The sequence below is a fragment of the Methylosinus sp. KRF6 genome (assembly GCF_018887255.1).
Taxonomy (GTDB): Bacteria; Pseudomonadota; Alphaproteobacteria; order Rhizobiales; family Beijerinckiaceae; genus Methylosinus; species Methylosinus sporium.
The window spans coordinates 833549-859471 of the sequence record NZ_JAHLJF010000001.1 but is presented as its reverse complement, the minus strand read 5'-3'; the positions used below and the strand labels follow the sequence as shown (position 1 = coordinate 859471).

The following is a 25923-nucleotide window of genomic DNA, read 5'->3' as shown; positions in this document are numbered from 1 at the left end:
TGCGTCGGGGCGCAATTTCGCTTATCGAAGCTGACGAAAAGCTGACGAGCTCGAACTCGACGCTGGCGCGACGACCCATGTTCGAGCGGATCATAGCATCGCAGCGCCGACACATGCGAATTTTGCTGGTGGAAGACGACGAGCGCATTTCCCGCGATGTGGCGAAGGCGCTGCAAGCGGCGGGCTATGTCGTCGACGCCGTCGCCAATGGCGAAGAGGCTTGGTTTCTCGGCGACACCGAGAATTTCGCGGCCGTCATTCTCGATCTCGGCCTGCCCGGCCTCGACGGGCTCGCCGTGCTCGAGCGCTGGCGCGAGCAGGGCCGCCGCACCCCCGTCCTGGCCCTGAGCGCGCGCGGCTCCTGGAGCGAGCGCGTCGCCGGCATAGACGCGGGCGCCGATGATTATCTACCCAAGCCTTTCCAGCCAGAGGAATTGCTGGCGCGGCTGCGCTCCATCATTCGCCGCTCGGCCGGCCACGCCTCCTCGGTGACGCGCAATGGCGCGCTCTCGCTCGACGAGCGCAGCATGACGATCAAGGTCGATGACGCGACCGTCGAGCTCACGGCGATCGAATATCGCCTCGTCGCCTATCTTCTGCATCGGCGCGGGCAGGTGGTTCCGCAATCGGATCTCGCCGAGCATGTCTATGGCCATGACCAGCAGAGCTCCAACGCCGTGGAAGTGCTGATCGGCCGCGTGCGCAAGAAGCTTGGCGCGCAGGCGATCGAGACCAAGCGCGGCTTCGGCTATTCGATGCCCGATCTCGACGCATGAGAACGCGCTCGCTGCGCCTGCGGCTGTTCCTCTTCGGAGCGGCCGCCATCGCCGGCGCGCTGGCGCTGGCCGGCTTCGTGCTGGTGCTCTTGTTCGAGCATCACGTCGAACGCACGATGGACGACGATATAGAAACCTACGTCCGCCAGCTCGTCTCCGATCTCGCCGTCGATGCGGACGGGCGTCTGCGCGTCATCACGGCGACGCCGGACCCGCGATTCGCGCGTTTTCGCTCCGGCTTCTATTGGCAGGTGGCGAGCGACGACGGCCGCGACGTCGAGCGTTCCGCCTCGCTCGGCGAAGAGGCGCTCGAGTTTCCGGCCGGCTGCGCCGCCACGGATCGGATTTATTATCACCGCCTGCGCGGGCCCTGGGGCAATGCGCTGCTCGGCGGGCAGCGCTGCATTGCGCTCGGCGGCGTGTCGGCGCTCCGCATTCGCGTTCTGGTGGCGCTCGATCTGGCCGGCGTCGTCCGCGCCCGCGACGCTTTCGCGACGGAGCTCGTGGCGGCGCTGTTTCTCATCGCGGTCGGGCTGACTTTCGCCACCTGGATTCAGGTCGGGCTCGGCCTCGCGCCGCTGGCCGGGCTCGGCGCGGCGGTGGGCGAGATCGCCAAGGGCCGCCGCCGCCGGCTCGATGCGCTGGCCCTGCCGGAGGTGCAGCCGCTCATCGACGAGGTGAACGGCCTGCTGGACGAGCGCGACAAGGAGATAGAGCGCGCGCGCAATCGCGCCGCCGACCTCGCCCATGGGCTGAAGACGCCGCTCACCGCGCTCGCCGCCGACGCTCGCCTGCTGCGCGAGAAGGGCGAGACGGAGATCGCCCGCTCGCTCGACCGCATCGGCGACGCCATGCATCGCCATGTCGCGCGCGAGCTGGCGCGGGCGAGGAGCCGCGGCCTCGCGCGGGGCGGCGCGCCGACGCCGGTCGCGGAAGTGGTGGACGCGCTGGCGCGCACTTTGGCCTCGGCGGGGACGGAGGCGCGTTTCGACATGCGCATCGCGCCGGATCTGCGCGTCGCCGTCGATCGCGTCGATCTGATGGAAATCCTCGGCAATCTCATGGAGAATGCGGCGCGCCATGCGCGCGCGCGCATTCGCGTTTCGGCCTCGGCGGGTCGCTTCGTCGTCGAGGATGACGGGCCGGGCCTGCCGGAGGGCAGCGAGGCGCTGATCCGCCGTCGTGGCGGCCGTCTCGACGAGACCGGCGGCGCCGGCCTCGGCCTCGCCATCGTGCAGGACGTTCTCGACGCCTATGGCGCCGATATGCGCTTCTCGCGCTCGGCGCTCGGCGGACTGCGCGTGGAGGTGGATTTATCCGGCGCCGCCGAATCTCCTGCGGCGGGCTGAGCGCGGCTCAGCCGAATTTCAATCCCGAATCGATCGTCAGCCCGACGCCGACGCTGGCGAACTTGTCGCCGCGCACGATCTTGGCCTGCGGCGTGTGCACGAGGCAGGCGCGCTCGATCGCCGGAATGAAAGTGCTGCCGCCGGTGAAAAACACCGTATCGACTTGCGCCGCCTTCACTCCCGCCGCCTTCAGGCAGCGCGCGACGCAATCGGTGAGCTTGCGGCATTCATTGGCGATCGTCTCCTCGAACAGCGCGCGCGACGTCTCGATCAGCAGCGCCTCGTCCAGATAGGCGAGGTCGATCATCGCCGTCGCGGATTCGGAGAGGATGATTTTCGCCCCTTCCACATCGCCGGCGACGCGATGGCCGGCGCGATCGTCTATGGCCTTGATGAATCGCTCGACCTTCTCCGGCTCGCCGGCGATGGCGCGCAGCTGCTTCAATTCCTCTAGGCTCTTGTTGTTGTAGAGGAAGGCGATGCGATGCCATTGCGCGAGATCGTGGAAATAGCCATTGGGCAGATCGAGCTCGGGGCGCTTCTTCTGCCGCGTCTGATAGCCGAACAAGGGCATGACCTGCTTGAGGCTCAGCCGATAGTCGAGATCGGTTCCGCCGACATGGACGCCGGCATTGGCGAGAATGTCGTCCTTGCGGTCGATCTTGCGCCTGTTCTTCGGCGAGACCTTCACAATGGAGAAATCGGAGGTGCCGCCGCCTATGTCGGCGATCAGCGCAATCTCCTCCCGCTCGATGCGCCGCTCGTAATCGAGCGCGGCGGCGATCGGCTCATATTGGAAGAGCACCTCCGCGAATCCCTGCGCGCGGGCGGCGGCGGCGAGCTGCTCCTGCGCCATGCGATCGGCGGCCTCGTCGTCATCGACGAAGAAGACCGGGCGGCCGAGCACGGCGTTGTCTACGGCGGCGCCGGCGCTCAGCTCGGTCTTCTCCTTCAAATGGCGCAGGAAGCTGCCCAAAATCGCGGTGAAGGCGACGCGCCTGCCGCCGGCGGCGGTGGTCTCGTGGATCAGCGAGCCGCCCAAAATGCTCTTGATGGCGCGAAACAGCCGGCCGTTCTCGCGATCGATATAGAGCGAGATGGCGGCGCGGCCGAAGCCGAGCTTGCCGCCATAGGCGGGGTAGAAGATCGCGCTCGGCAGCGAGACGCTGTCGCCCTCGAGCGGAACGAGCCTCGGCTCGCCGCCGGCCATATAGCCGACGGAGGAGTTGGAGGTGCCGAAATCGATTCCGCAAGCGAGGCGCACGCGATTGTCCTTATGTCATTCGTCGGCCGGCCTCGGCGCGGACGGAAAAATCCGCGCCGCGCATCGCGCATCGGCCATTTTCGTAGAGGCGGCAGGGCGTCCGGCGGGCCGCGTCGCCGCGCGGCCGTTCGAATCGGCGGCAAACTGCATTTTTTTGCCGGATTTCGCAAATGCCGGCCGCGGCCTCGCGCCGCCCGCGGGACGGTTTGAATCCCTTCGCGCAGGGGAGTAGAAACGGGCGCCGGGCCGCCTTTGCGCCGGCCATAGCGGAGCCTCCCCCTTGTCCCATTCCGTCACCGAGGCCATAGAGGCGATCGGGCGCGGCGAGATCGTCGTCGTCACCGATGACGACGACCGCGAGAACGAAGGCGACCTCATCGTCGCCGCCTCGCTCTGCACGCCCGAAAAAATGGCCTTCATCATCCGCCATTGCTGCGGCATCGTCTGCGCGCCGCTGACGCTGGAAGAAGCGCGCCGCCTGCATCTCGCCCCCATGGTCGCCGCCAATGACGCGCCGCTCGGCACCGCTTTCACCGTCAGCGTGGACGCGCGCGAGGGATTGACCACCGGCATTTCGGCCGAGCAGCGCTGCAATACGGTGCGCGCGCTCGCCAATGGCAATCGCGGCCCGCATGATTTCGTGCGTCCGGGCCATGTCTTCCCGCTCATCGCCAAGGAGGGCGGCGTGCTGATGCGCTCCGGTCATACCGAGGCCGCCGTCGATCTCTGCCGCCTCGCCGGCCTGCCGCCGGTCGGCGTCATTTGCGAGCTCGCCAATGACGACGGGACGGTGATGTCCGGCAAGCAGATCGTCGATTTCGCCGCCACACATGGGCTGAAGCTCGTCTCCACCGCCGATCTCATCGCCTACCGCCAGGCGCGCGAGAAGCTGGTGGAACGCGTCGCCTCCTTTCCGGTCAAGACCTTCGCCGGCGAGGCGACCTGCCACGCCTATGTCAGCGCCTTCGATCCGGTGCAGCATTTCGCCTTCGTCGTCGGGCAGATCGGCGACGGCAAGGGCGTGCCGGCGCGGCTGCATCGCGCCGACATCATCGCCGACGTCTTCGGCGGCGCGGACGCTATCCGCCGCACGATGGAGCGTTTCGCGGCGGAGGGGCGCGGCGTGCTGGTGTATCTGCGCGACGGCGCGGCCGGGGTGCCGGTCAATCCGGTCGTCTCGGGCGGCAGCAATTCGGAGGAGGCGCGCACGGCGCAATGGCTCGACGTCGGCCTCGGCGCGCAGATTTTGAAGGATTTGGGCGTCACCTCGATCCGCCTGCGCACCTCCAAGGCCAAGCCGCGCACCTATGTGGGCCTCTCGGGCTTCGGGATCGAGATCGTGGCGGTGGAGCCGCTTGATTAGCGAATCCAGACTCCCTCGCACCGCTGGCCGGGAGAGGGTCGGGGTGAGGGGCCAGGGCGGAGGCTACAATGTCTCTCGCCGCTCCAGCGCCGTGAGAATCGTCTCTTTCACGCCGTCGAGATTGTGAAATACTTCGTCATTGGCGACGCGAAGAACTCGGAACCCCGCCTCGCGCAAAAAACGGTCTCGATGCGCGTCACGAGCGATTTCCGCGTCAGTGGAATGCGTCGCGCCGTCGACCTCGACGACGAGCGCTTCGTCTCGACAAGCGAAATCGGCGAAGTAAGGCCCGATCGGCAATTGGCGGACGAATTTATAGCCGGCGAGGCGGCGCGCTCTGAGCGCGCCCCACAAGCGCTCTTCCGCCGGCGTCTGCGCCGCCCGTAATTCGCGGCTCCGCGCTGTCTCGTGAAGCCGAAGGCCGCGCATCGAAAGGCTCCGCGAAACGCCCCCGCCCCTCACCCCGACCCTCTCCCCGCTCGCGGGGAGAGGGAGAAATCATCCCTCAGATCACCACGACATTGGCGCCGATCTTGACGCGGCCGTAGAGGTCGATCGCGTCTATGTCGCGCATTCGGATGCAGCCGGAGGAAACGCTCTGGCCGATCTTCTCCGGCTCATTGGTGCCGTGAATGCGGTAGAGCGTGTCCTTGCCGTTCTCGAACAGATAGAGAGCGCGGGCGCCGAGCGGATTGTCCGGGCCGCCGGGCAGGCCGCCGGCGTCGGCCGTCGGCTGCAGATGCGGCCAGCGCTCCAGCATGTCCTTGGGGGGAATCCAGCGCGGCCATTCCTGCATTCCGCCGACGACGGCGCGGCCGGTCCAGCCATAGGCCTCCTGGCCGGTGGCGACGCCATAGCGGATCGCCTTGCCGTTCGGCTCCACGAGATAGAGGAACTTGTTCTTCGTATCCACGACGATGGAGCCCGGCGGCTCGCTCGTTTTGAAATCGACCAGATAACGCTCATAGGCCGCGCCGACGTCCGCCGTCGGCACCAGAGCCATGAATTGTGCGTCGCGCCCGCTGAGCTGCGGATCGGGCAGCCGGGGCGCTCCGACGGCATTGCAGCCGGCGAGCGCCAGAGCGAGACCCACTGCGACGAAACCGTGCCTCGAATCCATGAACGCGCCCTTTCTCAACGCCCAAAACAGCTATTTAGGAATTTGCTTACCATAATCTTACCGAACGAAAACGTCGGCGATGAATAATTCCCGAGCTGTTGCCGCGGCGCAACGGCGGCGGAGGAGGCAAGGCGCTTCTCGAGAATTTTTCCGGCGCCCGCCCGGGGCGGCGACGTGCTAAAAGGGCGCCGGCTTTTTTTGCAGGGCAACTTCCTTTAGCGAGAGTCGAGAGCGGCTGGCCATGACGAGGACCCTGTTCGTCGCACATGAGAGCGGCCTCGCCCATAATATGGGCGCTGGTCATCCCGAGCAGCCGGACCGGCTGCGCGCCATAGAACGCGCGCTCGAGGACGAGCGTTTCCAGCATCTCATTCGTCTCGCCGCGCCCGCGGCGCCGCGCGAGGCGCTGCTGCGCATTCACCCCGAAAGCCATTTGCGGGCGATCGAGAAGGCCGCGCCGCGCGAGGGCCTCGTCGCGCTCGACCCCGACACTCTGATGTGTCCCGATTCGCTCGTGGCGGCTTTTCATGCGGCCGGCGGGGCTGTGGCGGCCGTGGACGAGGTGATGACAGGGGTGGCGGACACGGCCTTCGTCTGCGTGCGACCGCCCGGCCATCACGCCGGGCCGACGACGCCCATGGGCTTCTGCATCTTCAACAATGTCGCCATCGCCGCGCGCCATGCGATCGCCGTCCGCGCGGCGGAGCGCGTCGCCATCGTCGATTTCGACGTGCATCACGGCAATGGCACGCAGGAAGCGTTCTGGGCGGATCGGCAGGTCCTGTTCTGCTCCACCCATCAGGCGCCCTATTATCCCGGCACGGGGGCGACGAGCGAGACCGGCGAGTTCGATCAGATCGTCAACGCCCCGCTCTTCGCGGGCGCGACGGGCGATGATTTCGTCGAGGCGCTGACGACGCGCATCCTGCCGCGGCTGAAAAATTTCGCGCCCGATCTGGTGCTGATCTCGGCCGGTTTCGACGGCCATAGGGACGATCCGCTCGGCGGGCTGCGCTTCACCGAGCGCGATTATAGCGAGGCGACCAAGCGCATCATCGACGCCTCGCTGCGCAGCGCCGACGGGCGCGTCGTCTCATTGCTCGAGGGCGGTTATGATCTCGCCGCGCTCGGCCGCTCGGCGGCGGCGCATGTGCTGGCGCTGATGGGCGCCTGACAGACCAGAACCTCACAGACAAAAAAACGCGCCGCTGCGAGGCGGCGCGCCGTCAGGACAGGAGGCGAAGGCTCAGCCCTGGCGGGCTTTGAAGCGCTTCTGCACCTTATTGATCACATAGACGCGGCCCTTGCGGCGCACGAGCTGGTTGGCGCGATGGCGCGCACGCAGCGATTTCAGCGAATTGCGGACTTTCATCGGTCGATCCCCGGGCAAAATTACACATAGCCGGGATCACCGCCCAGCGCCTCGTGGGCGCAGCCTATGCCCGATTTCGGCTCCGCGATCAAGTCCTGCGCACGACTCCCTTCGCCAATTCGATCCCGCGCTGCGCCTCGGCAGATTGACAGCAGCGGAGCCTCGGGCGCATATCTACGTAATGTTATAACATCGAGTCTCGGGGGCGAGATCCATGGAAAAATCATCTGTCCGCTTCGCGCTTTCGGCCGGCGTTCTCTCGGCCGCCGTTCTTTCGGCGGCGCTCGGCCCCGAGGCGGCGCGGGCCCAGGAGGCTCTGCCCGACATAGAAATCGCCGCGTCGAGCCCGATCCAGCGGCGCGCCCCCTCGACGGAGCGGCCGGCCGCGGCCGAGACGCGCGGCGCGCTCCCCATCGTCGCGGATCAGTTCGCCACGGTGACTCTCGTCGACTCCGACGAGATTCGCCGCTCCGGCGGCGCGACGCTCGGCGATCTTCTGTTCGACAAGCCCGGCGTCACTGGCTCGAGCTTCGCGCCCGGCGCCGCCAGCCGGCCGATCGTGCGCGGCCTCGACGCGCATCGCGTCCGCATTCAGGAGAACGGCCTCGCCTCCAGCGGCGTCTCCGAGCTCGGCGAGGATCATGGCGTCCCGCTCGATCCGCTCGCCGCCGATCGCATCGAAGTGGTGCGCGGCCCGGCCACGCTGCGCTGGGGCTCGCAGGCGATCGGCGGCGTCGTCGACGCCGCCAATAATCGCATTCCCGAGGCTCTGCCCTGCCGCGGCGACGAGCGGCTCCCCGGCCCCTGCACGCGGCTGGAGACGCGCAGCGCCGTCTCCACTGTGGATGCGGGATTGGAGCAGGCGGCGCTCGTCGATGTCGGGCAGGGCAATTTCGCTCTGCACGCCGACGCCCATGGCCGCCGCGCCAGCGATTACGCAATCCCTGCTTACCCTTATCTCTCGCCGACCGATCCGGCGCCGCTCGTCTTCGGACGTCAGCCAAATTCCTATATGCGCTCCGGCGGGTGGTCCGCCGGCGGCTCCTATGTTTTCGACCGCGGCTTTTTCGGCGCCTCGGTCACGCAATTCGAGAGCACCTATCGCATTCCCGGCATGGATGCGACGGAGAGCCGCACGCGCATCCAGCTACGGCAGACGAAAGTGGCGGTGAAAGGCGAATATCGCCCGCCAGCCTCCTTCATCGAGGCCATTCGCCTCTGGGCCGGCGCGACGGATTACAAGCATAACGAAGTCGCCTTCGAGGGCGGCTTCGAGGGCATACAGCAAACCTTCACCAATCAGGAGCAGGAGGCGCGGCTCGAGGCGCAACTCGCGCCATTCGATCTGCGCTTCGCCAAGCTCACCACCGCGCTCGGCGTGCAGGGCGCGCATCGGCGGCTGACTTCGCCGGGCGTCGAATCGGCTCTGTTCGACCCCACGGACTCGCGCAGCATCGCCTTTTATCTCTTCAACGAGCTCCAGCTCACCAATTCGCTGCGTCTGCAACTCGCCGGCCGCATCGAGAATGTCGAGACGACCGGGCAGACGCCCGATCTCTTCGTCGATCCGACGACCTCTTTCAAATACGATCGCCATTTCACGCCGAAGAGCCTAGCGATCGGCCTGCTGCAGGATTTGCCTTTCGACACGGTCGGGAGCGTGACGGCGCAGCATGTCGAGCGCGCGCCGCGCGGGCCGGAACTGTTCTCGCACGGCGTCCATGAGGCGACGGGAACTTTCGACATCGGCAATCCGCTGCTCGGCATAGAGGCCGCCGATTCGGTCGAGGTCGGCCTGCGCCGCGCCAAAGGGCCATTCCGCTTCGAGGCGACATTTTTCTACACGCATTTCGACGGCTTCATCTATCGCCGCCTCTCTGGTGAGACCTGCGCCGAGGATTTCGACAGCTGCTCGCCGGCCGGCGGCGGCGGCGCGCTCAATCAGGCGCTCTATTCGCAGCGCGACGCCACTTTCCGCGGCGGCGAGTTCCAGAGCCAATGGGACGCGCTTTCCGTCGCCGGTGGAATCCTGGGCGTCGAAAATAAATTCGACGTGGTGCGCGCGACATTCGCGGACGGAACCAATGTGCCGCGGATTCCGCCCGTGCGCCTCGGCGGCGGATTATTCTGGCGCGACTCCAATTGGCTGGCGCGCGTCAGCTATCTGCACGCCTTTCCGCAGAACAACATTGCGACGATCGCCGAGACGCCGACCAAGGGCTATAATCTGCTGAAAGCCGAGATCAGCTATAAGGTCGCTCTGCCCAAGGGCGAATTCCCGGCGCGCGAGATGACCGTCGGAATCGTCGGCGACAATCTGCTGAACGCCGACATACGCAACAGCGTGTCTTACAAGAAGGACGAGGTTCCGATGCCGGGCGCTAATGTGCGGCTGTTCGCCAATTTCGTGTTTTAGACCATAGGGCTCTGGCGGGCGCGCGCGCCGAGGCTCCGCGCTTCCGCGAGAGCGACGGGAGCATAGGGGCGACGTCCGTGGGCGTGAAGGCGAAGACGCGCGTGAAGACGATCGCGTCGAGCAGGCCGAAGATCGCCGCGAAATAGACGACAGTCCGCCAGGCGAGCATGAGCGCTGCTGTCCTCGTCGATCGGAGGGAGCCGCTGCGCCATTCTGGGACGCGCGAGCGGCGGCCGCAGAAAAAGCTCGAAGAATCGCGCCGGCCGCCGCGGGGCGCATTCTGGCATGGTTTCTTCTTCATTCGCGCAGAGGGCGCTTTTTTGCGCCGATTTGAACCGAATGGAAAGCCTGAGCCGAGGAATAGATCGCCGCGTGCGGACGAAAGCCTTAAACCGAGCAGGTGTGATTATGCGTGAAGGTGTGATTATGCGTGAAGGTGTGATTATGCGTGCAGGTGTGATTATGCGTGAAAGTGAGCGAGTCGACGAAATGAATTTTACCCCCGTCGCCATTGGCGAGAGCTTCGGCTGGCTTCATCATGCGGACGGCGACCGCGGCGTCGTGATGTGCGCCTCCATCGGCTATGAGGGGCTCTGCGCGCATCAGTCCTGGCGCGTGCTGGCGGATCGTCTGGCCGCCGCCGGCCTTCCCACTCTGCGCTTCGATTATCCGGGTGAGGGCGATTCGCTCGGCGATCCCGCCGATCCGGCGATCGTCGACGCCTGGCGCGAGCAAATCCGCGCCGCCGTGCGCTGGATGCGCGAGGCGATCGGCGTGCGCGAGGTCGCGCTCGTCGGCCTGCGTCTCGGCGCGGCGCTCGCGGCCGAGGTCGGCGGCGTCGAACGTCTGGTGCAGATCGCGCCCGTGACGAAGGGCTCGTCCTATCTGCGTGAGCTCAAAATGATGGCGCGCGTGCTGGCGGCCAGCGGGCCGACGCCGGAGGCGAGCATCGCCGCCGCCACCGCCAGCGACGATATTCACCTCGAAGGATTCACGATCACGCAGCCCATGGCCGCGGCGATCAAGCGCATCGATCTTTCGCGGCTCGAGGCCGCGCCGGCCGAGCGTGTGCTCGTGCTGCACGATCCGGCGGCCAGGCCGGCGCCGGAATTCCTCGAGCGTCTCCGATCGCTCGGCGCGCATGTCGAGACGCGGGAGCTCGCCGACTATCGCGCGCTGACTCCGGCGCCCATGCCGCCGCCGCCGCCGCTGGCCGATCTCGACGCCGTCGTCGCCTTCGCCAGCGAGGGCGCCGGCCGGGCGCTGATCTCGCAGCCGCCGCAAGGCGCGCTCGCCACGGAGCATTTCGTCGAGCGGGGCGTCGTGTTCGGCGAGCGTCGACAGCTCGCGGGCGTGCTGTGCCTGCCGCGCGGCAAACCGAAGCTGACCGTGCTGTTGCTCGACACCGGCGCCAATCACCATATCGGCTGCGGCCGCTCCACGGTCGATTTCGCCCGCGCGCTGACGCGTCTCGGCTTCGCCTCGCTGCGCATGGACACGCTCGGCATAGGCGATTCCGCCGTCGTCGAAAACGGGCCGCGCTCCGCTCTCTATGACGCGGCGCGCGCGGAAGACGTCTCGGCCGCGCTGGACTTCCTCGAGATGCGGGGCCTCGAGAATGTGACGCTCTATGGCGTGTGCAGCGGCGCGGCGCTGGCGCTCTACGCCGCCCTCGCAGATACGCGCGTGACGGCTCTGGCGCTCGCCAATCTCCAGGTCTTCGGCAGGATCGAGGGCGAAGATCGCGAGAAGCTGCTCGAAATGGGCTTTGCGGCGACGCATACTTATGTCGCCAAGGCGATGAGCGCCAAAGCCTGGGCGCGCGTCGTCAATGGCGAGGTCGCTTTCGCCAAGCTCCTCGACATCGCATCGGCGCTGCTGCGTCGCAAGGGTTCGGCCTTCGCCGTCGCGCTCGCGCAACGCCTCGGCCTCGCGCATGGCAAAACGCACGAGGCGCGGGCGAACTTCGCGCGATTATCGGCGCGCGGCGTGCGTATCCTCATGCTGCATGGCGACCATGACGTCGGCAGAGAAGAGATGAACGTCTGCTTCGGGCCGGACGCGCGCTTCTTGCGAAATCTTCCCAATGTCGCGGTCGACGTCCTCGACGGCGCCGATCACGCCCTCTCTTCGGCGCTCTCGCGAGAGGCGCTGCTGGAGAAGATGAGTTTTTTTCTCCTGGCGGCCGACCGCGATGCGGATCCCGGCCGCGACGATCGCAGAGCGATGGCGGGCGCTCTGACCATGGCGACATTCGGCGCCTTCACTCTGACGACGAATCTGGAATGACACGAGCCTCTCGACTTCCCCTCGAATCCATCGCCGACGCCGCTCGTTTCGAGGCGGTCGTCTGCATTCCGACCTTCCGCCGTCCCGAAATGCTCCGGACGACGCTGGAGTCGATCGAAGCGCAGGCGACGAATGTCGCCTTCGCCGTCGTCGTCGTGGACAATGACGCGGCCGCGCCGGTCGGCCTCGATGTGGCGCAATCCTTCTTTCGCGAGGGGCGCCTCTCCGGCGTCGCCGCGGTGGAGCCGCGCCAAGGCAATGTCCATGCGATCAACGCGGCCTTTCGCCTCGCGCGGGAGCGCTATCCCGCGGCCGAATATTTCCTGATGATCGACGACGACGAGCGCGCCGAGCCGCAATGGCTGGAGGAGATGGTCGCCAGCGCCCGCCAGGGCGCCGACATCGTCGGCGGCCCGGTGACGCCCATCTTCCCGGAGGAGGCCAAGGCCGCCTTCCGCGATCATCCGGTGTTCTGGCCCGCCTTCGGCGCGACCGGCCCGGTGCCGATCATCTATGGCACCGGCAATTGCCTGCTGCGGCGCGAGGTGTTCGACGGCCTCGCAGAGCCCGCGCTCGATCCGAGATTCAATTTTCTCGGCGGCGGCGACACGGAATTCTTCACCCGCTGCCGCCGCGCCGGCTTCACTTTCTTCTGGCGCCAGGAGGCGCAGATCTATGAGCAGGTGACGCCGGGCCGGCTCGCGCTCGGCTGGGTGCTGCGCCGCAGCCTCGCCACGGGCGCGATCAATTACAGCATCGATCGCCTCGCCGCGCGCAGCCTGCGTCAGCGCCTATTGCTCATCGCCAAGAATCTCGCTCTCGGCCCGGTCTCGCTGCAACGCGCGCTGCGCATGTTGCGGGACTCCAAGCATCCGCTCGCCGCCACCCATCCGATCGGCATAGCGATCGGCCGGCTGCTGGCCTCGGTGGGGGCGACGCCGCAACCCTATCGCTATTCCTCATGACGGATATGAGCGCCTCCTCCATGGGGGGACTGGACGAGATCGACGGCCGCGGAATCCTGTTCTGCGTGATTCTGCTCGTCGGCTGGATCACTTTCTCGCCTTTCGCCGATCTCGCTTCACCGGAGACGCTGGAACTGGCGGAAGGCCGCGATTTTCAGATCTACGCCGCTTTCGGCCTGATGGCGGCGGGGTCCTTCTTCTACATCTGGCGGACCGATCGGCAGGCGCTCGCCGCGCTCGCCACGCCCGCCAATATCGCGCTGGCCGGCTGGATCGGCGTGACGCTCGTCACCTCGCACGAAATCTCCAACTCGCTGAAGCGCGTCGCGATGCTCGGCTGCGTCGGGACCTGCTGCCTCTCGCTGTTTCTGCTGCCGCGCGGCCGCGACGATCTCGCCAAGCTGCTCAGCATCGTCGCGCTCATCATCGTCGGCCTCTCCTATTTCGGCCTCGTCTTCCTGCCGCATTACACGATCCATCAGGCGACCGACATAGGCGAGCCGCAGCTCGCCGGCGATTGGCGCGGCGTCTTCAGCCATAAGAACGGCGCCAGCGCGATCTTCTCCATGCTGACCTTCATCGGCATTTTCGTGCTGCGCGCCGGCCGCAAGATCGAAGGATGGACGATTTTCCTGCTCTCGCTCGTCTTCGTGCTCTGCTCGGGCGGCAAGAGCTCCACCGCAATTTGTCTCACGACGATCGCCCTCTCCCTGCTCGCCGAGCGCACGCGCAATGTCGTCCTGTGGTCGATCATCGTCTTCTCGCCGCTGGCGCTGCTGAATTTTCTCGGCATAGGCTCGATCCTCTTCCCTCAGCTCGGCGCCATCGCCTCGGCGCTGCCGCTCGACGCCACCTTCACCGGCCGCACCGACATTTGGACCTTCGCCATTCCGAAAGCCGCCGAGACGCCGATCTTCGGACATGGGCTCGGCGCGTTCTGGGCGACGGCGGCGCTGCGCTTCGGCGGCGACGACACGACGATCTGGGCCGGCAACGCCGCCCATGCGCATAACGGCTATCTCGACACTGTGCTGGCCATGGGCCTGCCGGGACTGGCCTTCACCTTGGCGGCGCTGATCGTGCAGCCCGCGCGCGACCTTCGGCGCGTCTGCGCGCGCGGCGACGAACCGGCGATGTCTCTGCTGTTCCTGCAGATCTGGATGTTCGGCCTCTATCTCAACTCGCTCGAGAGCTTTTTGTTCGAGCGCGCCAATCCGAGCTGGATCGCCATGCTCTTCGCCTTTTTCGGCGTTCGCTTTCTCGCCGAGTTCCGGATTCGCGCCTGAGCCGCCGCGGCTCGACGCTCAGCGCGCGCGCTCGGCGTCGATCCGCGAGGCCGAGCGCGTCTCCAGCATACGCGCATAGACGATCAGCGAGCAGAAGATCGCCGCGCTGACATAATAATAGAACCAGCTCTCGCGCCCCTCGCTCTTGAACCAGAGCGCGACATATTCGGCCGTGCCGCCGAACAGCGAGACCGCGATCGCGTAGGGCGCGGCGACGCCCGTCACGCGCACCGAGGCCGGAAACAGCTCCGCCTTCACCAGCGCATTGATCGACGTATAGGCGCCGACGATGAGCCAGCCCGCCAGCACCAGCGCGAAGGCCGTCCAGGGACCGCGCGCGGTCTGGATCGCCGTCATCAGCGGCACGGTGAAGAGCGTCCCCAGCACGCCGAAGGCGATGAGCAGCGGACGCCGTCCGATGCGATCGGACAAAGCGCCATAGGCCGGCTGCAGCGCCATGGCGAAGACGAGCGCGCCGGCGCTGATCCATGTCGTCTGCGCATCGCTCAGCCCGGCGGAGAGCTTCAGGAACTTCTGAATGTAGGTGGTGTAGACATAGAAGGCGAGCGTGCCGCCCATGGTCAGCCCGACCACGGTCGCCGCCTCGCGCGGATAGGATAAGAGCGCGCGCAAGGAACTGCGCCGCCGCGGCGCGGCCTCGGAAGCGAAAGCCTCCGTCTCCTCGAGATCGCGCCGCATGATCAGCGCGAACAGCGCCAGTCCCGCGCCGATGGCGAAAGGAACGCGCCAGCCATAGGCGCGCAACTCCTCCGGCGTGAAGACGAGATTTTGCAGCACGAGCAGCACGATGAGCGCCGTCAGCTGTCCGCCGATGAGCGTGACATATTGAAAGCTGGAATAGAATCCGCGCCGGCGCGAGGCCGCCATCTCGCAGAGATAGGCGGCGGAGGAGCCATATTCGCCGCCGAGGCTGAGCCCTTGCAGCAGCCGCGCGAAGAGGAGCAACGCCGGCGCCGCCTCGCCTATGCTCGCATAGTCGGGCGTGGCGGCGACGATGAGCGAGCCGAGGCACATCAAAAGAACGGACAGCGTCAGCGCGCGCCGGCGCCCGAACCGATCGCCGATCTCGCCGAACAGCGCGCCGCCGATCGGCCGCATGAAGAAGCCGAGCGCGAAGACGCCGGCGCCGGACAGCATTTGCGCGACCGGATCGTCGCCCGGAAAGAAGGAATTGGCGAAATAGAGCGAGAAGGCCGAATAGACGTAGAAATCATACCATTCGACGAGATTGCCGAGCGAGCCGATGACGATCGCCTTCAGCCGGCGCGCGGCCTCGGCGAGGCTCTCCTCCTCGAGCGTTTCCTCGCGCACGTCGGCCAATCCGTCCTCGCCTCTCGCGCCATGTCGCGAGAGGCGAGGCGCGAGAGACTTATGGGCCGGCCCCCTCTCGGACGCAAATCCGCGCGTCGAACCCGCGCGAAGCGCCGCAAAGGCGATCCCGCGTTTCCGCCGTTTTTCCGCTCCGCCGCGCGCCGTTTCACGAGCGAGGACGGCTCGTCCCAAAAATGGCGGAAAAACGCCTTGCTCGCGCCCTCCCTGGATTCGACCTGGAAACGATCGAGACATATTCGCGGGATAGGTCTCGATCCGACGCGACGGACACGCCGCCGCGCGACCCCGCAGGTGCGCTCGACGTGACCAAGACAGACGCAATTCTCCTGGTCGAGGACGATTCCGAAATCGGCGATTTGATTTCTCGCTATTTGCAGACCCATCAGATCGACGTCGCCCTCGTCGCCGATGGCGCGGCGATGGACGCCGCGCTCGCGCGGCGCGAGTTCGATCTCGTGATCCTCGATCTCAATCTGCCGGGCGAGAACGGCCTCTCCATCTGCCGCAGGCTGCGCGCCGACCGCAATCTGCCGATCGTCATCGTCACCGCGCAGGGCGAGGATGTCGATCGCATTCTCGGGCTGGAGATGGGCGCCGACGATTATCTGGTGAAGCCCTTCAATCCGCGCGAATTGCTCGCCCGCATCCGCTCCGTGCTGCGCCGCGCGCGCGCCGCCTTCGCCGGCCGCGACGAGACGAGCTCGCGCTATTATCTCTTCGAAGGCTGGCGCGTGGACATAATGGCGCATCAGGTGACGACTCCCGCCGGCACCAAAGTGGCGCTGACAAGCGCCGAATTCGATCTTCTCTATGCGCTGTGCGAGCGGCCCAATCGCGTGCTGACGCGCGATCAGCTGATCGATCTGACGCATGGACCGACCGCCGGCCCTTTCCAGCGCAGCATAGACGTGCTCATCAGCCGGCTGCGCCAGAAGATGGAGAGCGATCCCAAAAATCCGCGCTATATTCAGACCATTCGCTCGGAGGGCTATTTGTTCACGCCGCAGGTGGTGCGCGCGTGAGACGATTCTGGCGCACGCTGCGGCCCGATCATCTCGCCGGACAGATCGCCATTCTGGTGCTCGCCTCCATCGTGCTGTTCCACCTCTGCGTGATGATCGCGGTGCAATTCGTCCACGCCGAGCGACATGTGCGCCAGGAGCGATCGGATGTCGCTTCTGTCGAGACCGCTTCCGCTCTCGCCTGGGCCCTCGATCTCGCATCCGTCGCCGATCGCGAGCGGCTCATCGCCGCGTTCGACGATCTCGCCCATGGACTGCGGCCGAGCCTCGCCGCCGAGCATCCGCCCGCGGCTCGGGCCGCCCGCGCCGAGCCTTCGCCGACCGCGTTGCGCGGGCGCCTGTGGCCCGGCGCGGAGGTCTTCGGTATCGCGCCCGACGGCCGTCGTCTCGCCATAGCGCTGCACAAAGGCGGCTATCTGACGCTCACGCCGGTTGCGCGCGAAGGGCGACGCGAGGGTTTCGGCGACGGCGGCCCGCGCGCGCCGCCGCCGGAGGAACTGCCGCCGCCGCCGCTGGGTGGTCCGGGGCGGCCTCTCGCGCCGCCGATGATAGGCGTCTGGCTCGCCTCCGCGTTCTTCTTCCTCATCTGCGCCGCCATATTGACGTTCTGGACCTCGAGCGCGGTCGTCGCGCCGCTGGTCGAACTCGCCCACAGGGCGGAGAAATTTCCGAGCGACTCGGGCGAGAGCGAGCCGCTGGTGGAAAAAGGCCCGCAGGAGGTGCGCGATCTCACGCGCTCGCTCAACCGAATGCAGGCGCGCATCTATTCGATGATCGCGGCGCGCTCGCGCGTCCTGGCGGCGATCAGCCATGATCTGCGCACGATCATCACGCGAATGCGGCTGCGCGCCGAATTCATCGACGACGAGGCCTTGCGCGCCAAAATGCTGCATGACGTCGATCTCATGGATTCGATGCTCTACAAGAACCTCCTCTTCCTGCGCGAGGAGCGCTACCGCCACACGCATGAGATCGTCGATCTCGACAGCGTGCTGCAGACGGTCGCCGATCAATTCGCCGATCTCGGCCATGACGTCGCCTATGAGGGCGACGGGCGGCGCATGGTGATCGGCTCGCTCACCGATCTGCAGCGCGTCTTCGCCAATCTCATCGAGAACGCCGTCGCCCATGGGCGCCACGTCGTCATATCGGTGGCGCGCGGCGCCGCTGAGGGCGTCCAGATCGACGTCTCCGACGATGGTCCGGGCATTCCCGACGCGGAGAAGGACGAGGTCGTCGAGCCCTTCGTGCGCGGCCGGCCGGGGCGCAATCTCAATGAGCACGCCGGCTTCGGCCTAGGCCTCTCCATCGTGCGCGCGCTGGTCGAGGAGGCCGGCGGCTCCCTCCGCCTGCTGGACCGCGAGCCGCATGGGCTGGTCGCCAGGGTGACGCTGCGGCCGGCCGAAAAAGCCGAGGCCGGGGCGGCCTGATCGGCGCCCGCGCCTGCGCTGTCTGGTCGCGGCCCCTCGGCGCGCCCCGCGATTCTCGGCGGCGCGGATTCGTGGTCTCATGGTTCTTCTGCGAGTCGGGCGCGCCGCCCGGCGCGCCGAAACCGAGGAGGAGCCCCGCATGAAACTCTCGCGTCGCCTCTTTGCGCCGCTGGCCCTGGCCGCGGGCTTTTGCGCGCCGGCCGCCGCCGGCGACGCCGCCCATGGCAAGCGCATCGCCGAGCGCTGGTGCTCCGCCTGCCATGTGGTGACGAGCGCCCAGAAGACGGCCAACGCCGACGCCCCCTCCTTCGCCGACGTCGCTCAGCGCCGCACGGACGCCAAAGCTCTGGCCAATTTCCTCGTCGATCCGCATCCCAAAATGCCGAACATGCATCTGTCGCGGCGGGAGATCGACGATATCGTCTCCTATATCCGCAGCCTCGACCCGCGCCCGCGCGAGCCGGAGCAGGGCATTGACCGCTATGAACGGCCGAAGAACGGGTGAAGCGACAGAGGGCGCCTTCCATGATAGGCTCATGCCCCATGATCCTCGGCCGGAGCCGCTCATGAAGGTCGAACTGACCCCCGACGCCGCCCAATGGGTGGAAGCCGCGCTGGCGGCCGGCCGCTTCGCGAGCGCGGAAGAGGCGATCCGCTACGCCGTCGATCGCATCAAGCTATCCGAGCTGCGCGCCGAATTGGCCGCGGCCGAGGCGGAAGGCGGAGCGTTCGGCGGCGACGAGGTGAAGCGCTTCGCGCGCGATCGTCTCGCCGCCGAGGAGCGGACGTCAGACCACTGACGTGACCCGGCTCGTCTATCGTGCTGCGGCTCGCCGCGCCCTGGCGGAAATCGCCGCCCATATCGCCCGCGAGAGCGGCAGTCGCTCCGTGGCGGAAAACTTCGTCGATAGGCTCGTCGCTTATTGTGAGAAGCTCGCATCCCTGCCGGGCCTACTCGGCCGGCCGAGGCCGGAGCTCGGCCGAGACTATCGCAGCATTCCCTTCGGAAATTATGTGATACTGCTGCGTTATGCGGATCAGGACGGCCCGCGCAGCCACCTATATGTCGTCCATATTATTCACGGCGCTCGCGACATCGAAGCTCTCCCTGAGCCATTCGACCGATATCCCGAGGCTTGAAAAATTTCGCCCGGCTGGACCCCCGCCGCGCGAGGCACTAATCAGTCCCGATCGCTCCACGGGACCTGAAACCATGGCCTATGCGGTCAAGGAAGCCTTCAAGACGCTGCAGGGGGAGGGCCGCCATTCCGGGCGGGCCGCCGTCTTCTGCCGTTTCGCCGGCTGCAATCTGTGGAGCGGCCGCGAGGCCGACCGGGACGCCGCCGACTGCCGCTTCTGCGACACGGATTTCGTCGGCGTCGACGGCGAAAGCGGCGGCAAATTCGCCGAGGCTCCCGCTCTCGCCGCGCATTTGGCGCGTCTCTGGGGCGAAAACCGCGAGCGGCGTTTCGTCGTCTTGACCGGCGGGGAGCCCCTGTTGCAAATCGACGCCGCGCTGCTCGATGCGCTCCATGCCGAGGGTTTCGAGATCGCGGTCGAGACCAATGGGACGATTCCCGTCCCGCCTGCGGTAGACTGGATCTGCGTCAGCCCCAAGGCGGGCGCGCCGCTGGTCCAGACCAGGGGCGACGAGCTCAAGCTCGTCTATCCGCAAAAAGGCGCGGAGCCGGAACTGTTCGAGGGGCTCGCCTTCGACCATTTCCTGCTCCAGCCCATGGACGGGCCGGACATATTGCGCAATACGAAAGCGGCGATCGACTATTGCCTCGCGCATCCGCGCTGGCGGTTCTCGCATCAGACGCATAAGGCCATCGGGGTGAGATGACGGTTCTGTTCGAAGTCTATCGGGAGTTCTGCTTCGAGGCGGCGCACGCCCTCTACGACCCGGATCACCCGACCGGCGGGAAATACCGCAATCTGCACGGGCATTCCTTCCGCGTGCGGGTGACTTTGCGCGGCCCGCGCCAGGACGGCGACGAATGGGTCATGGATCTCGGCAAGCTCGGCGCGCGGCTGCAGCAGCTGCGCGAGCGGCTGGACCATTCCTTCCTCAACGAGCTGGAAGGCCTCGGCAAGCCGACGCTCGAAAATCTCTGCGTCTATATATGGAAGGACCTCAAGCCCTCGCTGCCGGCGATCCACGAGGTCGGCATTTTCCGCGACACCTGCAACGAAGGCTGCGTGCTGAAAAAGCCATGAAAAAAGCCTGCCCGAGTCGCCTCGGGCAGGAAGTCGGGAGCCCCCGCTCGGGAGCGCGACCGAGCGAAGAAGGAAAAGGGCTCGGGCTCAGCCGCTCGCCAGGAATTTCTCGAGATAGACCTGTTCCTTGGGAACGCCGGCCGTCGCTGCGGCGTCGAAGGCGGCCTCGATCATGCCGGGCGGACCGCAAAGGTAGATGTCCGGCGCGCCGCGCAGCTTCTCGAGCTCGGCGCGCATGAGATCGATGACCGTTCCCTTGGCGACGCCATTCGCTTCCGTCGCATTGACGACCGCCACCTGCACATCGAGGCTCGGCATGGCCTTCTGCAGCGCCTTCAGCTCCTCGACATAGAAGAGCTCCTCATAATTGGTGACGCCGAAGAACAAGGTCGCCGGTTGCGGATCGGCTTCCTTTTTCAATTGCCGGATCATCGACAGAACGGGCGAGAGGCCGGTGCCGCCGGCGACGAAGAAGCGCGGCCGCTCGCTCTTGTGCAGAAAGAAGGAGCCGGCCGGCCCGCGCAGCGCGACGCGCTGGCCGACGCTCGCCTGCGTGCGCAGATAATTGGAGAAAGCGCCGTCCGGCAGCAGGCGGATGAAGAATTCGAGCCGACCATCCTCCGCGACCGAGGCCATGGAATAGGAGCGGCGCGTATGCGTGCCGGGAATTTCGATATCGACGAATTGCCCGGGAGCGAAGTTCAACGAGATGGGCGCTGCGCCATCCGCGGTGAGGGGCTGCAGCACGAGCCGCACGACATTGGACGACACGCGATCGCATTCGACGATCTCGGCGAGCCAATTGGTCTGGATCGCCTCGAAGGAGATGCGATCATAGGTGTAGGGCACGATGAGATGAAGGTCGCTGCGCGGAAAGGTGCGGCACAGCAGAACCTTTCCGTCCTCCTCCTCGTCCGGCGGAAGAGCCTGAACCTTGACGTCGATGAGCTCGTATTCGCCATCCGTGCAATCGGCCTTGCAGGTCGCGCAGCCGCCGGCGCGGCAGGAGGCGAGCAGGATGACGCTCTGACGAAGCCCTGCGGAAATGACGTCCTCGCTCGGTCCGCATTCGAACGAACAGGTTTCTCCGTCCTCAGTTTCGATGACGATCTGGTACATACGTCTTTCGCCCTGTCTCTACTCTGGCTGCGCCAGCTCGTTCTTCGTCGAATCGTTCTGCTCATTGACGGGGATCGGCGTGCCGAGCGATTGCAGGAGCCGCTTGATCTCCGCGCTATTGTCGCCGGGCCGCTGCGCGGCCTCGTCCTGCCGCTTGAAGTGGCTCAGCACATGAGCGACCGCCTCGCGCGACGAATCGAAAGACAGCGAGCAACCTTCCTGGACGAATTCGCCGTCACGCAGGATTTCCCAACGCCACATATAGTCGAGGTCGACCGTAAAGGCCTCGTAGCGCGCATCCGAATGAATCAGAATGCGCGACTCTTCGGTCGCCGGTTCCGCAGAATGCGCCATCGCATCCTCTCCTTTCGAGGAAATGACCTTCGGGCGGCGCACACGCCGCCCGAACGCATGGATCATTGTCGAAAGCGAAGCGATCAGGCCTGCAGATGCAGGACCTTGACGCCGCGCTCCTTGCGCAGACCCTCGAGAGGCGTGGCGTAATAATCGGTGTTGCGCAGCTCCATCAGAATGGTGCCCAGCGCCGCATCGGTGCGCAGGAACACATTCACCGGCAGGACCGGCGGCTTGTAGAGCTGACGGAACTCGATATGGATGCGCTCCGCCGCATATTTGCTCTCGGCGGCCTTCATCTTGGCGATCCAGGCGGCTTCCACCGCGGCGGCGTCCTCGCCGGTCGTCGCCTTGGTGACGAGATCCGCGACGGAGAGCTTCTCGGTCTTGAGCACCGAGAGACGCTCTTCGATCTTGCGCTCGATATATTGATAATCGACGTCGAGGTCGTAGCTCTTGCGGAAGGGCGAGGAATAGGCGACGCGGAAGTCCTGAATGAACTTGGTCGCCTGGTCCACACTGTTCAGCTTGGCGATCTTTCCTTCCCACTCGGTGCGAGTGGAGTTCTCGTGGATCGGTTCTCTCTTCGCCATTGTGGCAATCCTTATCGTCGACCGATCAAATATCGGTCAGGGCGCGATCGAGGCCCATGAGTTCCGAGGTGATGGTGAATTTCGTGCCGAGCGTGTAGGCGCGGCCGACGGTCGACGACACATTCACGAGAAGGTCGTAGACCGAGAACGGCTTGCCGAGCAGATCGGAGGCTTCGGCGGCGTCGATCTCGATCGCGCCATCGGCCTTGATCCACCAGAAGCCCGCCTTGTCCTCGACGACGATCGACGGATTCTTCGCCTTGCCGCCCTTGAGCACCATGTCCTCGATGATCGCGTCGATCTCGTCGCTCTTCATCAGGACCAGAACCACGGCGTTGGATTCGTGGACGACCTGATTCTCCTCGGCGAAGAACTCGTCCGCGAAAGCCTTGCCGGTCTTCTGCATGATTCCGGCGTTGTAAGCGTTATGCGCGCTAGACATAGGAGCGTTTCCTTTTCAGTTCTTGTAGCCGGCGAGAACGGCGTCGACCTTCTGGTCCACGTCGATCTTGAAGCCGATCTTGTCGGCGTAATCGACCTTCCAATCGCCGAAGACGCGCTGCAGCGCCTCGGAGACGCCAGCGCGATCGGTCGCGCCCGCGACCTTCTCGACCTTGGCGTAGATGCCGACGAAATCCTTCAGCGCCGTCACCGAACGCGCGAGATAATGCTCGGTCCAGGCGTTGAGGAAGGTGCGGTTGTGCGCGCCGAATTCCGGATCATTGGCGAGGCAATAGACGAAGAGATCGTCGATCGCGCCGCGCGTGGTCTGGAAATAGGTCTGCGACTGCGCCGTGAAGAAGGGCGTCAGCGTGTCGCCATAGACGGTGGCGAGGCGCTGGAAGAACTCGCGACGGGCGAACTGGCCGAAGGTCGCGTCATAGACGGCGTGACCCGCCCAGAGGATCTCGTTCCAATCCTGAATGCCCTGCCAGATTTCTTCCACCGCGCCGCGCGCGCCGGCGTAGATCGGATCGGTGGTCCAGATTTTCTTCGGCACGTCGGTCGAAGCGTCGAAGCCTGGCACGAGCTTGGCGATGAACAGACGCTCCATCTGGATCATCTGCGCATTGTCGACCTTGTCGAGACCAGCGAAGGTCGCCGACTGACGGATCGTGTCCGACAGGCAGTCGCGGCCGACCGACGAATGGGCGTTGAACAGGCCATATTCGTTGTACAGCAGCGCGCCGTAATATTTGTTGAGGATCTCGTCGCGCCAATAGGCGTCGATGGTGCGGATCGAGCCCTCGGAAGAATAGGCGGCGAGGAAGCGCTGCGTGTAGCGCGCCTCTTCCGACTTGTCCTTCACATAAGGCGCGTGCCAGCGACGGGCCGGATCGCGATGGCGATACCAGTCGGTCGTGCGCAGCTCGGTGCTCTCATTGCCCCAGGACGGACGGCCGCCGTGGAACTTCTGAGTCCAATCGCCCCAATCGAGGCCGCCGGCGATCCAGTCGGGATTGGGCTGGGCATAGCAGGACAGCTGCTCATATTCCGACAGGCGCTTCCAGCGCGGCTGGATGAAATAATGATATTTGCGCTGCGTGTCGAGCGCGTGATCCGGAACCGCGGCGGCGATGATCGCGGCGCGTTCCGGATCGGTGAGACCTCGCTTCGTAACCTGAGAGCTCTGAGGCTGTGACATTTCAGACGTCCTCCACTAGGGATTTTTCGTGCTTCGTGCTTGTCGACGGACGCACGTCGCCCGCCGAGGACCCGGCGCGCGCGAAACGCGCCGGGAACCCATTGCAATTCGACGCGAAGCGCCGAATGAAGATCAGAATTTGGCGAGCGGATCGGGGAAGACGCAGCCCGCGCGCTTGATGTCCTCGAGCGTCCAGAGATTATCGCCGCGCACGTGAGGCTGGGCGATCAGCGTCTTGCCGTCGGAGCGAACGCCATGGCCCTCGGCGATCACTTCGGACAGTTCGCGTCCCTCATACTGCTCGAAGAGATTGTGGCACTCGTAGCGCTCCGGCTCCGACAGCCACATACGCTCACCCCAATCATCCGTGAGCGAATGCTTCTTGCCGTTGAACTCGTGCACGCGCAGCGAGCCGGAGCCCTTGGCGAGAGACGGGATGAACGGCACTTGCGAGACGCGGTCGATATAGACGTCGTGACCGTTCTGCAGCAGCCAGGCGTAGGGGATGAACCCGCTCTTGGGATCCTCATAGCCGAGCTTCTTCCACTCATTGTAGATCTTGCCGTAGTGATCGGCCCAGCCCGGGTAGTTCGCCTCGAACCACTCCTGATCCTCCTCGTCCGGCAGCGCGAGACGCGCGAAGCCGAGCGGCCACAGCGCGTAAGCGGCGAGGGCGAGATCGTGATGGGCCCAATAGGCGTCCGTCTTGGCGTCGCGCAGCGAGCGGGGGCTCTCCACGCCATACTTTCCGAGGCGACCGATCCAGATTCCACCCCAATCCTCGTAGACCCAGCGGTTCCAGGTCTTCACCCAGGGCTCGACCTTGAACTTGGAGCCATACTCGAAGAGATAGCCGAGGGCAGGCGTGAAATACTTCTGCTGCGTCCAGAAGGCGTTGTTCAGATCGGTGTTGAGGAACTTCGCCGCCGCCGGATCATTGGCGATGGACACCACCGTCTGATAGCCGTTCGCCATATGCCGCAGCTCGTCGGTCTCCACCGACAGGAACACCGTTGGCGTGATCTCGTCGCCATTGGCCGAAGCCCATTCGGTGACGGCGACGATCAGCGGATTGGTGAAGCAGGCTTCGCCGACCAGCTGCAGATTGACCGAGCATTCCACGGCGTCGCCGGAGATGAAGCCGTCGGCGAAGACGCGCTTCATGCCCTTCCACAGCGGGCCGATCGCGCGGGTGCGACGGGCGTCATTGTGGCCGGCCGGATCGTGATAATGCTTGGAGTAATAGTGGTTGATGAAAGCGCATTGATGCGTGTGACGAATTTCGTCGAGCACCTGAGCGAGATAGCCGTTCTTCTGCTCGGCCGCGGTGGCGCTGTCCCACAGCATGGCCGAAGCGGCGATGGCGTTATACTCGCCGACCTCGAGGAAGTTCGAGATCACTTTCATGGTCTCGCCCCAGCGGGGATGCACCTTGTTGCCGGCGCCGAGACGGGTCAGACCATCGAGCAGAGTGCCGAACTGGCGCTCGTCCTTGGCCGCCTCCATGCGGGCGTATTCCTTGGCGATGACCTTGAACTGCTCCTTGGTCTGGTTCGCCATGTGATATTTGGTGGCGTATTTGGTGCGATTTTCCTTGAAGTCCCAGTTGAAGCTCTGCAGCCACTTGTGGACCTCCTGCGGCTCGACGCCGACCGGAGCGCGGTTGACCTTCAGAGCATCGGTCGCCGCTTTTGTCGCGAGACTGATTGCCATGCTTCTTCCTCCTCACAGACTTTTTGTTTCTCGGATCGACGACTTCGTCTGCAGTCGCAGATCCGAACGTGAGCGCCGCTTTCCAAACTTTCGAAATGGAAACTTCGATGTCGTCTGCAATTCATCTATTGCGGAAGCGACGACGCTTATTGTTATGGCAAGCCCCGTGCCACTGATGGTGATTTTGCGGAATCATAGAGTTTGCAAGGGATTCGCAACGATCGTGAAAGAGATACGACGTGAGCGCGGGAATATTCGAAGGCGGCGCTCGATA

At 65.5% G+C, this 25923-nt stretch carries 26 protein-coding genes; 15 read left to right on the top strand and 11 right to left on the bottom strand.

Features of this window, described 5'->3' with window-relative positions:
• Positions 1–113: 113 nt before the first annotated feature.
• Together KP010_RS04135 and KP010_RS04130 are read left to right on the top strand one after the other, a co-directional pair.
• A complete protein-coding gene (locus KP010_RS04135; protein ID WP_142864090.1) occupies positions 114–776 on the top strand; it encodes a response regulator transcription factor in 663 nt (220 codons plus the stop codon).
• Complete coding sequence (locus tag KP010_RS04130; RefSeq protein WP_142864091.1) at positions 773–2125, top strand: ATP-binding protein; 1353 nt, start codon at positions 773–775, stop codon at positions 2123–2125. Before KP010_RS04135 ends, KP010_RS04130 begins: the two co-directional genes overlap by 4 nt.
• Before the next feature lie 7 nt (positions 2126–2132).
• Here the strand turns inward: KP010_RS04130 and KP010_RS04125 are convergent, their stop codons facing one another.
• The gene (locus KP010_RS04125; RefSeq protein WP_142864092.1) at positions 2133–3389 is read right to left on the bottom strand and encodes an Hsp70 family protein; all 1257 of its coding nucleotides are present in this window, start codon (positions 3387–3389) and stop codon (positions 2133–2135) included.
• Positions 3390–3669: 280 nt separating this feature from the next.
• On the opposite strand from KP010_RS04125, the gene ribB reads away from it, so the two are divergent.
• The gene (gene ribB, locus KP010_RS04120) at positions 3670–4752 is read left to right on the top strand and encodes a 3,4-dihydroxy-2-butanone-4-phosphate synthase (RefSeq protein WP_142864093.1); all 1083 of its coding nucleotides are present in this window, start codon (positions 3670–3672) and stop codon (positions 4750–4752) included.
• A gap of 63 nt (positions 4753–4815) precedes the next feature.
• Here the strand turns inward: ribB and KP010_RS04115 are convergent, their stop codons facing one another.
• Together KP010_RS04115 and KP010_RS04110 are read right to left on the bottom strand one after the other, a co-directional pair.
• Positions 4816–5181, bottom strand: coding sequence for an endonuclease domain-containing protein (locus KP010_RS04115; protein WP_216280448.1), 366 nt, complete (start codon positions 5179–5181; stop codon positions 4816–4818).
• A gap of 76 nt (positions 5182–5257) precedes the next feature.
• Positions 5258–5872 (bottom strand): L,D-transpeptidase, encoded by a 615-nt coding sequence (locus tag KP010_RS04110; RefSeq protein ID WP_142864095.1) that lies wholly within the window; start codon positions 5870–5872, stop codon positions 5258–5260.
• Positions 5873–6113: 241 nt separating this feature from the next.
• Between KP010_RS04110 and KP010_RS04105 the strand changes: the two genes are divergently transcribed.
• Positions 6114–7046: a histone deacetylase family protein gene (locus KP010_RS04105; protein WP_142864096.1), complete on the top strand. Its 933-nt coding sequence runs from the start codon at positions 6114–6116 to the stop codon at positions 7044–7046.
• 72 nt (positions 7047–7118) lie between these two features.
• Here the strand turns inward: KP010_RS04105 and ykgO are convergent, their stop codons facing one another.
• On the bottom strand, positions 7119–7244 hold the full coding sequence (ykgO, locus tag KP010_RS04100; protein ID WP_018264215.1) for a type B 50S ribosomal protein L36: 126 nt from the start codon (positions 7242–7244) through the stop codon (positions 7119–7121).
• A 214-nt stretch (positions 7245–7458) separates the two neighbouring features.
• Between ykgO and KP010_RS04095 the strand changes: the two genes are divergently transcribed.
• The 4 genes from KP010_RS04095 to KP010_RS04080 all read left to right on the top strand — a co-directional run bounded on the left by KP010_RS04095 (position 7459) and on the right by KP010_RS04080 (position 14200).
• Positions 7459–9660: a TonB-dependent receptor gene (locus KP010_RS04095; protein WP_216280447.1), complete on the top strand. Its 2202-nt coding sequence runs from the start codon at positions 7459–7461 to the stop codon at positions 9658–9660.
• A 489-nt stretch (positions 9661–10149) separates the two neighbouring features.
• Positions 10150–11949, top strand: coding sequence for a hypothetical protein (locus KP010_RS04090; protein ID WP_142864481.1), 1800 nt, complete (start codon positions 10150–10152; stop codon positions 11947–11949).
• Positions 11946–12914, top strand: a complete 969-nt coding sequence (locus tag KP010_RS04085; RefSeq protein WP_142864480.1) for a glycosyltransferase family 2 protein — start codon at positions 11946–11948, stop codon at positions 12912–12914. The genes KP010_RS04090 and KP010_RS04085 overlap by 4 nt, the downstream gene beginning before the upstream one ends.
• Complete coding sequence (locus KP010_RS04080) at positions 12911–14200, top strand: O-antigen ligase (protein WP_142864479.1); 1290 nt, start codon at positions 12911–12913, stop codon at positions 14198–14200. Before KP010_RS04085 ends, KP010_RS04080 begins: the two co-directional genes overlap by 4 nt.
• Positions 14201–14218: 18 nt before the next feature.
• Here the strand turns inward: KP010_RS04080 and KP010_RS04075 are convergent, their stop codons facing one another.
• Entirely contained in the window at positions 14219–15532 is a 1314-nt protein-coding gene (locus KP010_RS04075) for an MFS transporter (RefSeq protein WP_210244348.1), read from the bottom strand.
• A 323-nt stretch (positions 15533–15855) separates the two neighbouring features.
• On the opposite strand from KP010_RS04075, the gene KP010_RS04070 reads away from it, so the two are divergent.
• The 7 genes from KP010_RS04070 to KP010_RS04040 all read left to right on the top strand — a co-directional run bounded on the left by KP010_RS04070 (position 15856) and on the right by KP010_RS04040 (position 20225).
• Positions 15856–16575, top strand: coding sequence for a response regulator (locus KP010_RS04070; RefSeq protein WP_108916238.1), 720 nt, complete (start codon positions 15856–15858; stop codon positions 16573–16575).
• Positions 16572–18005, top strand: a complete 1434-nt coding sequence (locus KP010_RS04065) for an ATP-binding protein (RefSeq protein ID WP_142864478.1) — start codon at positions 16572–16574, stop codon at positions 18003–18005. The genes KP010_RS04070 and KP010_RS04065 overlap by 4 nt, the downstream gene beginning before the upstream one ends.
• Positions 18006–18144: 139 nt before the next feature.
• On the top strand, positions 18145–18510 hold the full coding sequence (locus KP010_RS04060; protein ID WP_142864477.1) for a cytochrome c: 366 nt from the start codon (positions 18145–18147) through the stop codon (positions 18508–18510).
• Between the two features lie 61 nt (positions 18511–18571).
• Positions 18572–18805, top strand: a complete 234-nt coding sequence (locus KP010_RS04055; RefSeq protein ID WP_142864476.1) for a hypothetical protein — start codon at positions 18572–18574, stop codon at positions 18803–18805.
• 1 nt (position 18806) lies between these two features.
• Positions 18807–19145: a type II toxin-antitoxin system RelE/ParE family toxin gene (locus KP010_RS04050; protein ID WP_142864475.1), complete on the top strand. Its 339-nt coding sequence runs from the start codon at positions 18807–18809 to the stop codon at positions 19143–19145.
• A 73-nt stretch (positions 19146–19218) separates the two neighbouring features.
• Positions 19219–19851, top strand: a complete 633-nt coding sequence (gene queE / locus KP010_RS04045; protein ID WP_166141547.1) for a 7-carboxy-7-deazaguanine synthase — start codon at positions 19219–19221, stop codon at positions 19849–19851.
• Positions 19848–20225, top strand: a complete 378-nt coding sequence (locus KP010_RS04040) for a 6-carboxytetrahydropterin synthase (protein WP_216280446.1) — start codon at positions 19848–19850, stop codon at positions 20223–20225. The genes queE and KP010_RS04040 overlap by 4 nt, the downstream gene beginning before the upstream one ends.
• An 87-nt stretch (positions 20226–20312) precedes the next feature.
• On the opposite strand, the gene mmoC is transcribed toward KP010_RS04040, so the two are convergent.
• From mmoC to mmoX, 6 genes are all read right to left on the bottom strand, one after another.
• Positions 20313–21344, bottom strand: coding sequence for an aromatic/alkene monooxygenase hydroxylase FAD-binding subunit MmoC (mmoC, locus tag KP010_RS04035; RefSeq protein WP_216280445.1), 1032 nt, complete (start codon positions 21342–21344; stop codon positions 20313–20315).
• Positions 21345–21362: 18 nt separating this feature from the next.
• Entirely contained in the window at positions 21363–21698 is a 336-nt protein-coding gene (mmoD, locus tag KP010_RS04030) for a soluble methane monooxygenase-binding protein MmoD (protein WP_166141545.1), read from the bottom strand.
• An 83-nt stretch (positions 21699–21781) separates the two neighbouring features.
• On the bottom strand, positions 21782–22291 hold the full coding sequence (mmoZ, locus tag KP010_RS04025) for an aromatic/alkene monooxygenase hydroxylase subunit gamma (protein WP_108916245.1): 510 nt from the start codon (positions 22289–22291) through the stop codon (positions 21782–21784).
• Positions 22292–22316: 25 nt separating this feature from the next.
• A complete protein-coding gene (gene mmoB, locus KP010_RS04020) occupies positions 22317–22733 on the bottom strand; it encodes a methane monooxygenase regulator MmoB (RefSeq protein ID WP_108916246.1) in 417 nt (138 codons plus the stop codon).
• Positions 22734–22748: 15 nt separating this feature from the next.
• A complete protein-coding gene (gene mmoY / locus KP010_RS04015) occupies positions 22749–23936 on the bottom strand; it encodes an aromatic/alkene monooxygenase hydroxylase subunit beta (protein ID WP_166141544.1) in 1188 nt (395 codons plus the stop codon).
• 132 nt (positions 23937–24068) lie between these two features.
• Positions 24069–25649, bottom strand: coding sequence for an aromatic/alkene monooxygenase hydroxylase subunit alpha (gene mmoX, locus KP010_RS04010; protein ID WP_161912854.1), 1581 nt, complete (start codon positions 25647–25649; stop codon positions 24069–24071).
• Positions 25650–25923 lie beyond the last annotated feature (274 nt).

What these genes read in the sequence shown, in the direction of transcription:
- KP010_RS04135 (WP_142864090.1), top strand. Translation starts at nt 114, where the DNA reads ATGCGAATTTTGCTGGTGGAAGACGACGAGCGCATTTCCCGCGATGTG.
- KP010_RS04130 (WP_142864091.1), top strand. Translation starts at nt 773, where the DNA reads ATGAGAACGCGCTCGCTGCGCCTGCGGCTGTTCCTCTTCGGAGCGGCC.
- KP010_RS04115 (WP_216280448.1), bottom strand. Translation starts at nt 5,181, where the DNA reads ATGCGCGGCCTTCGGCTTCACGAGACAGCGCGGAGCCGCGAATTACGG.
- KP010_RS04110 (WP_142864095.1), bottom strand. Translation starts at nt 5,872, where the DNA reads ATGGATTCGAGGCACGGTTTCGTCGCAGTGGGTCTCGCTCTGGCGCTC.
- KP010_RS04105 (WP_142864096.1), top strand. Translation starts at nt 6,114, where the DNA reads ATGACGAGGACCCTGTTCGTCGCACATGAGAGCGGCCTCGCCCATAAT.
- ykgO (WP_018264215.1), bottom strand. Translation starts at nt 7,244, where the DNA reads ATGAAAGTCCGCAATTCGCTGAAATCGCTGCGTGCGCGCCATCGCGCC.
- KP010_RS04095 (WP_216280447.1), top strand. Translation starts at nt 7,459, where the DNA reads ATGGAAAAATCATCTGTCCGCTTCGCGCTTTCGGCCGGCGTTCTCTCG.
- KP010_RS04090 (WP_142864481.1), top strand. Translation starts at nt 10,150, where the DNA reads ATGAATTTTACCCCCGTCGCCATTGGCGAGAGCTTCGGCTGGCTTCAT.
- KP010_RS04085 (WP_142864480.1), top strand. Translation starts at nt 11,946, where the DNA reads ATGACACGAGCCTCTCGACTTCCCCTCGAATCCATCGCCGACGCCGCT.
- KP010_RS04080 (WP_142864479.1), top strand. Translation starts at nt 12,911, where the DNA reads ATGACGGATATGAGCGCCTCCTCCATGGGGGGACTGGACGAGATCGAC.
- KP010_RS04060 (WP_142864477.1), top strand. Translation starts at nt 18,145, where the DNA reads ATGAAACTCTCGCGTCGCCTCTTTGCGCCGCTGGCCCTGGCCGCGGGC.
- KP010_RS04055 (WP_142864476.1), top strand. Translation starts at nt 18,572, where the DNA reads ATGAAGGTCGAACTGACCCCCGACGCCGCCCAATGGGTGGAAGCCGCG.
- queE (WP_166141547.1), top strand. Translation starts at nt 19,219, where the DNA reads ATGGCCTATGCGGTCAAGGAAGCCTTCAAGACGCTGCAGGGGGAGGGC.
- KP010_RS04040 (WP_216280446.1), top strand. Translation starts at nt 19,848, where the DNA reads ATGACGGTTCTGTTCGAAGTCTATCGGGAGTTCTGCTTCGAGGCGGCG.
- mmoC (WP_216280445.1), bottom strand. Translation starts at nt 21,344, where the DNA reads ATGTACCAGATCGTCATCGAAACTGAGGACGGAGAAACCTGTTCGTTC.
- mmoD (WP_166141545.1), bottom strand. Translation starts at nt 21,698, where the DNA reads ATGGCGCATTCTGCGGAACCGGCGACCGAAGAGTCGCGCATTCTGATT.
- mmoZ (WP_108916245.1), bottom strand. Translation starts at nt 22,291, where the DNA reads ATGGCGAAGAGAGAACCGATCCACGAGAACTCCACTCGCACCGAGTGG.
- mmoB (WP_108916246.1), bottom strand. Translation starts at nt 22,733, where the DNA reads ATGTCTAGCGCGCATAACGCTTACAACGCCGGAATCATGCAGAAGACC.
- mmoY (WP_166141544.1), bottom strand. Translation starts at nt 23,936, where the DNA reads ATGTCACAGCCTCAGAGCTCTCAGGTTACGAAGCGAGGTCTCACCGAT.
- mmoX (WP_161912854.1), bottom strand. Translation starts at nt 25,649, where the DNA reads ATGGCAATCAGTCTCGCGACAAAAGCGGCGACCGATGCTCTGAAGGTC.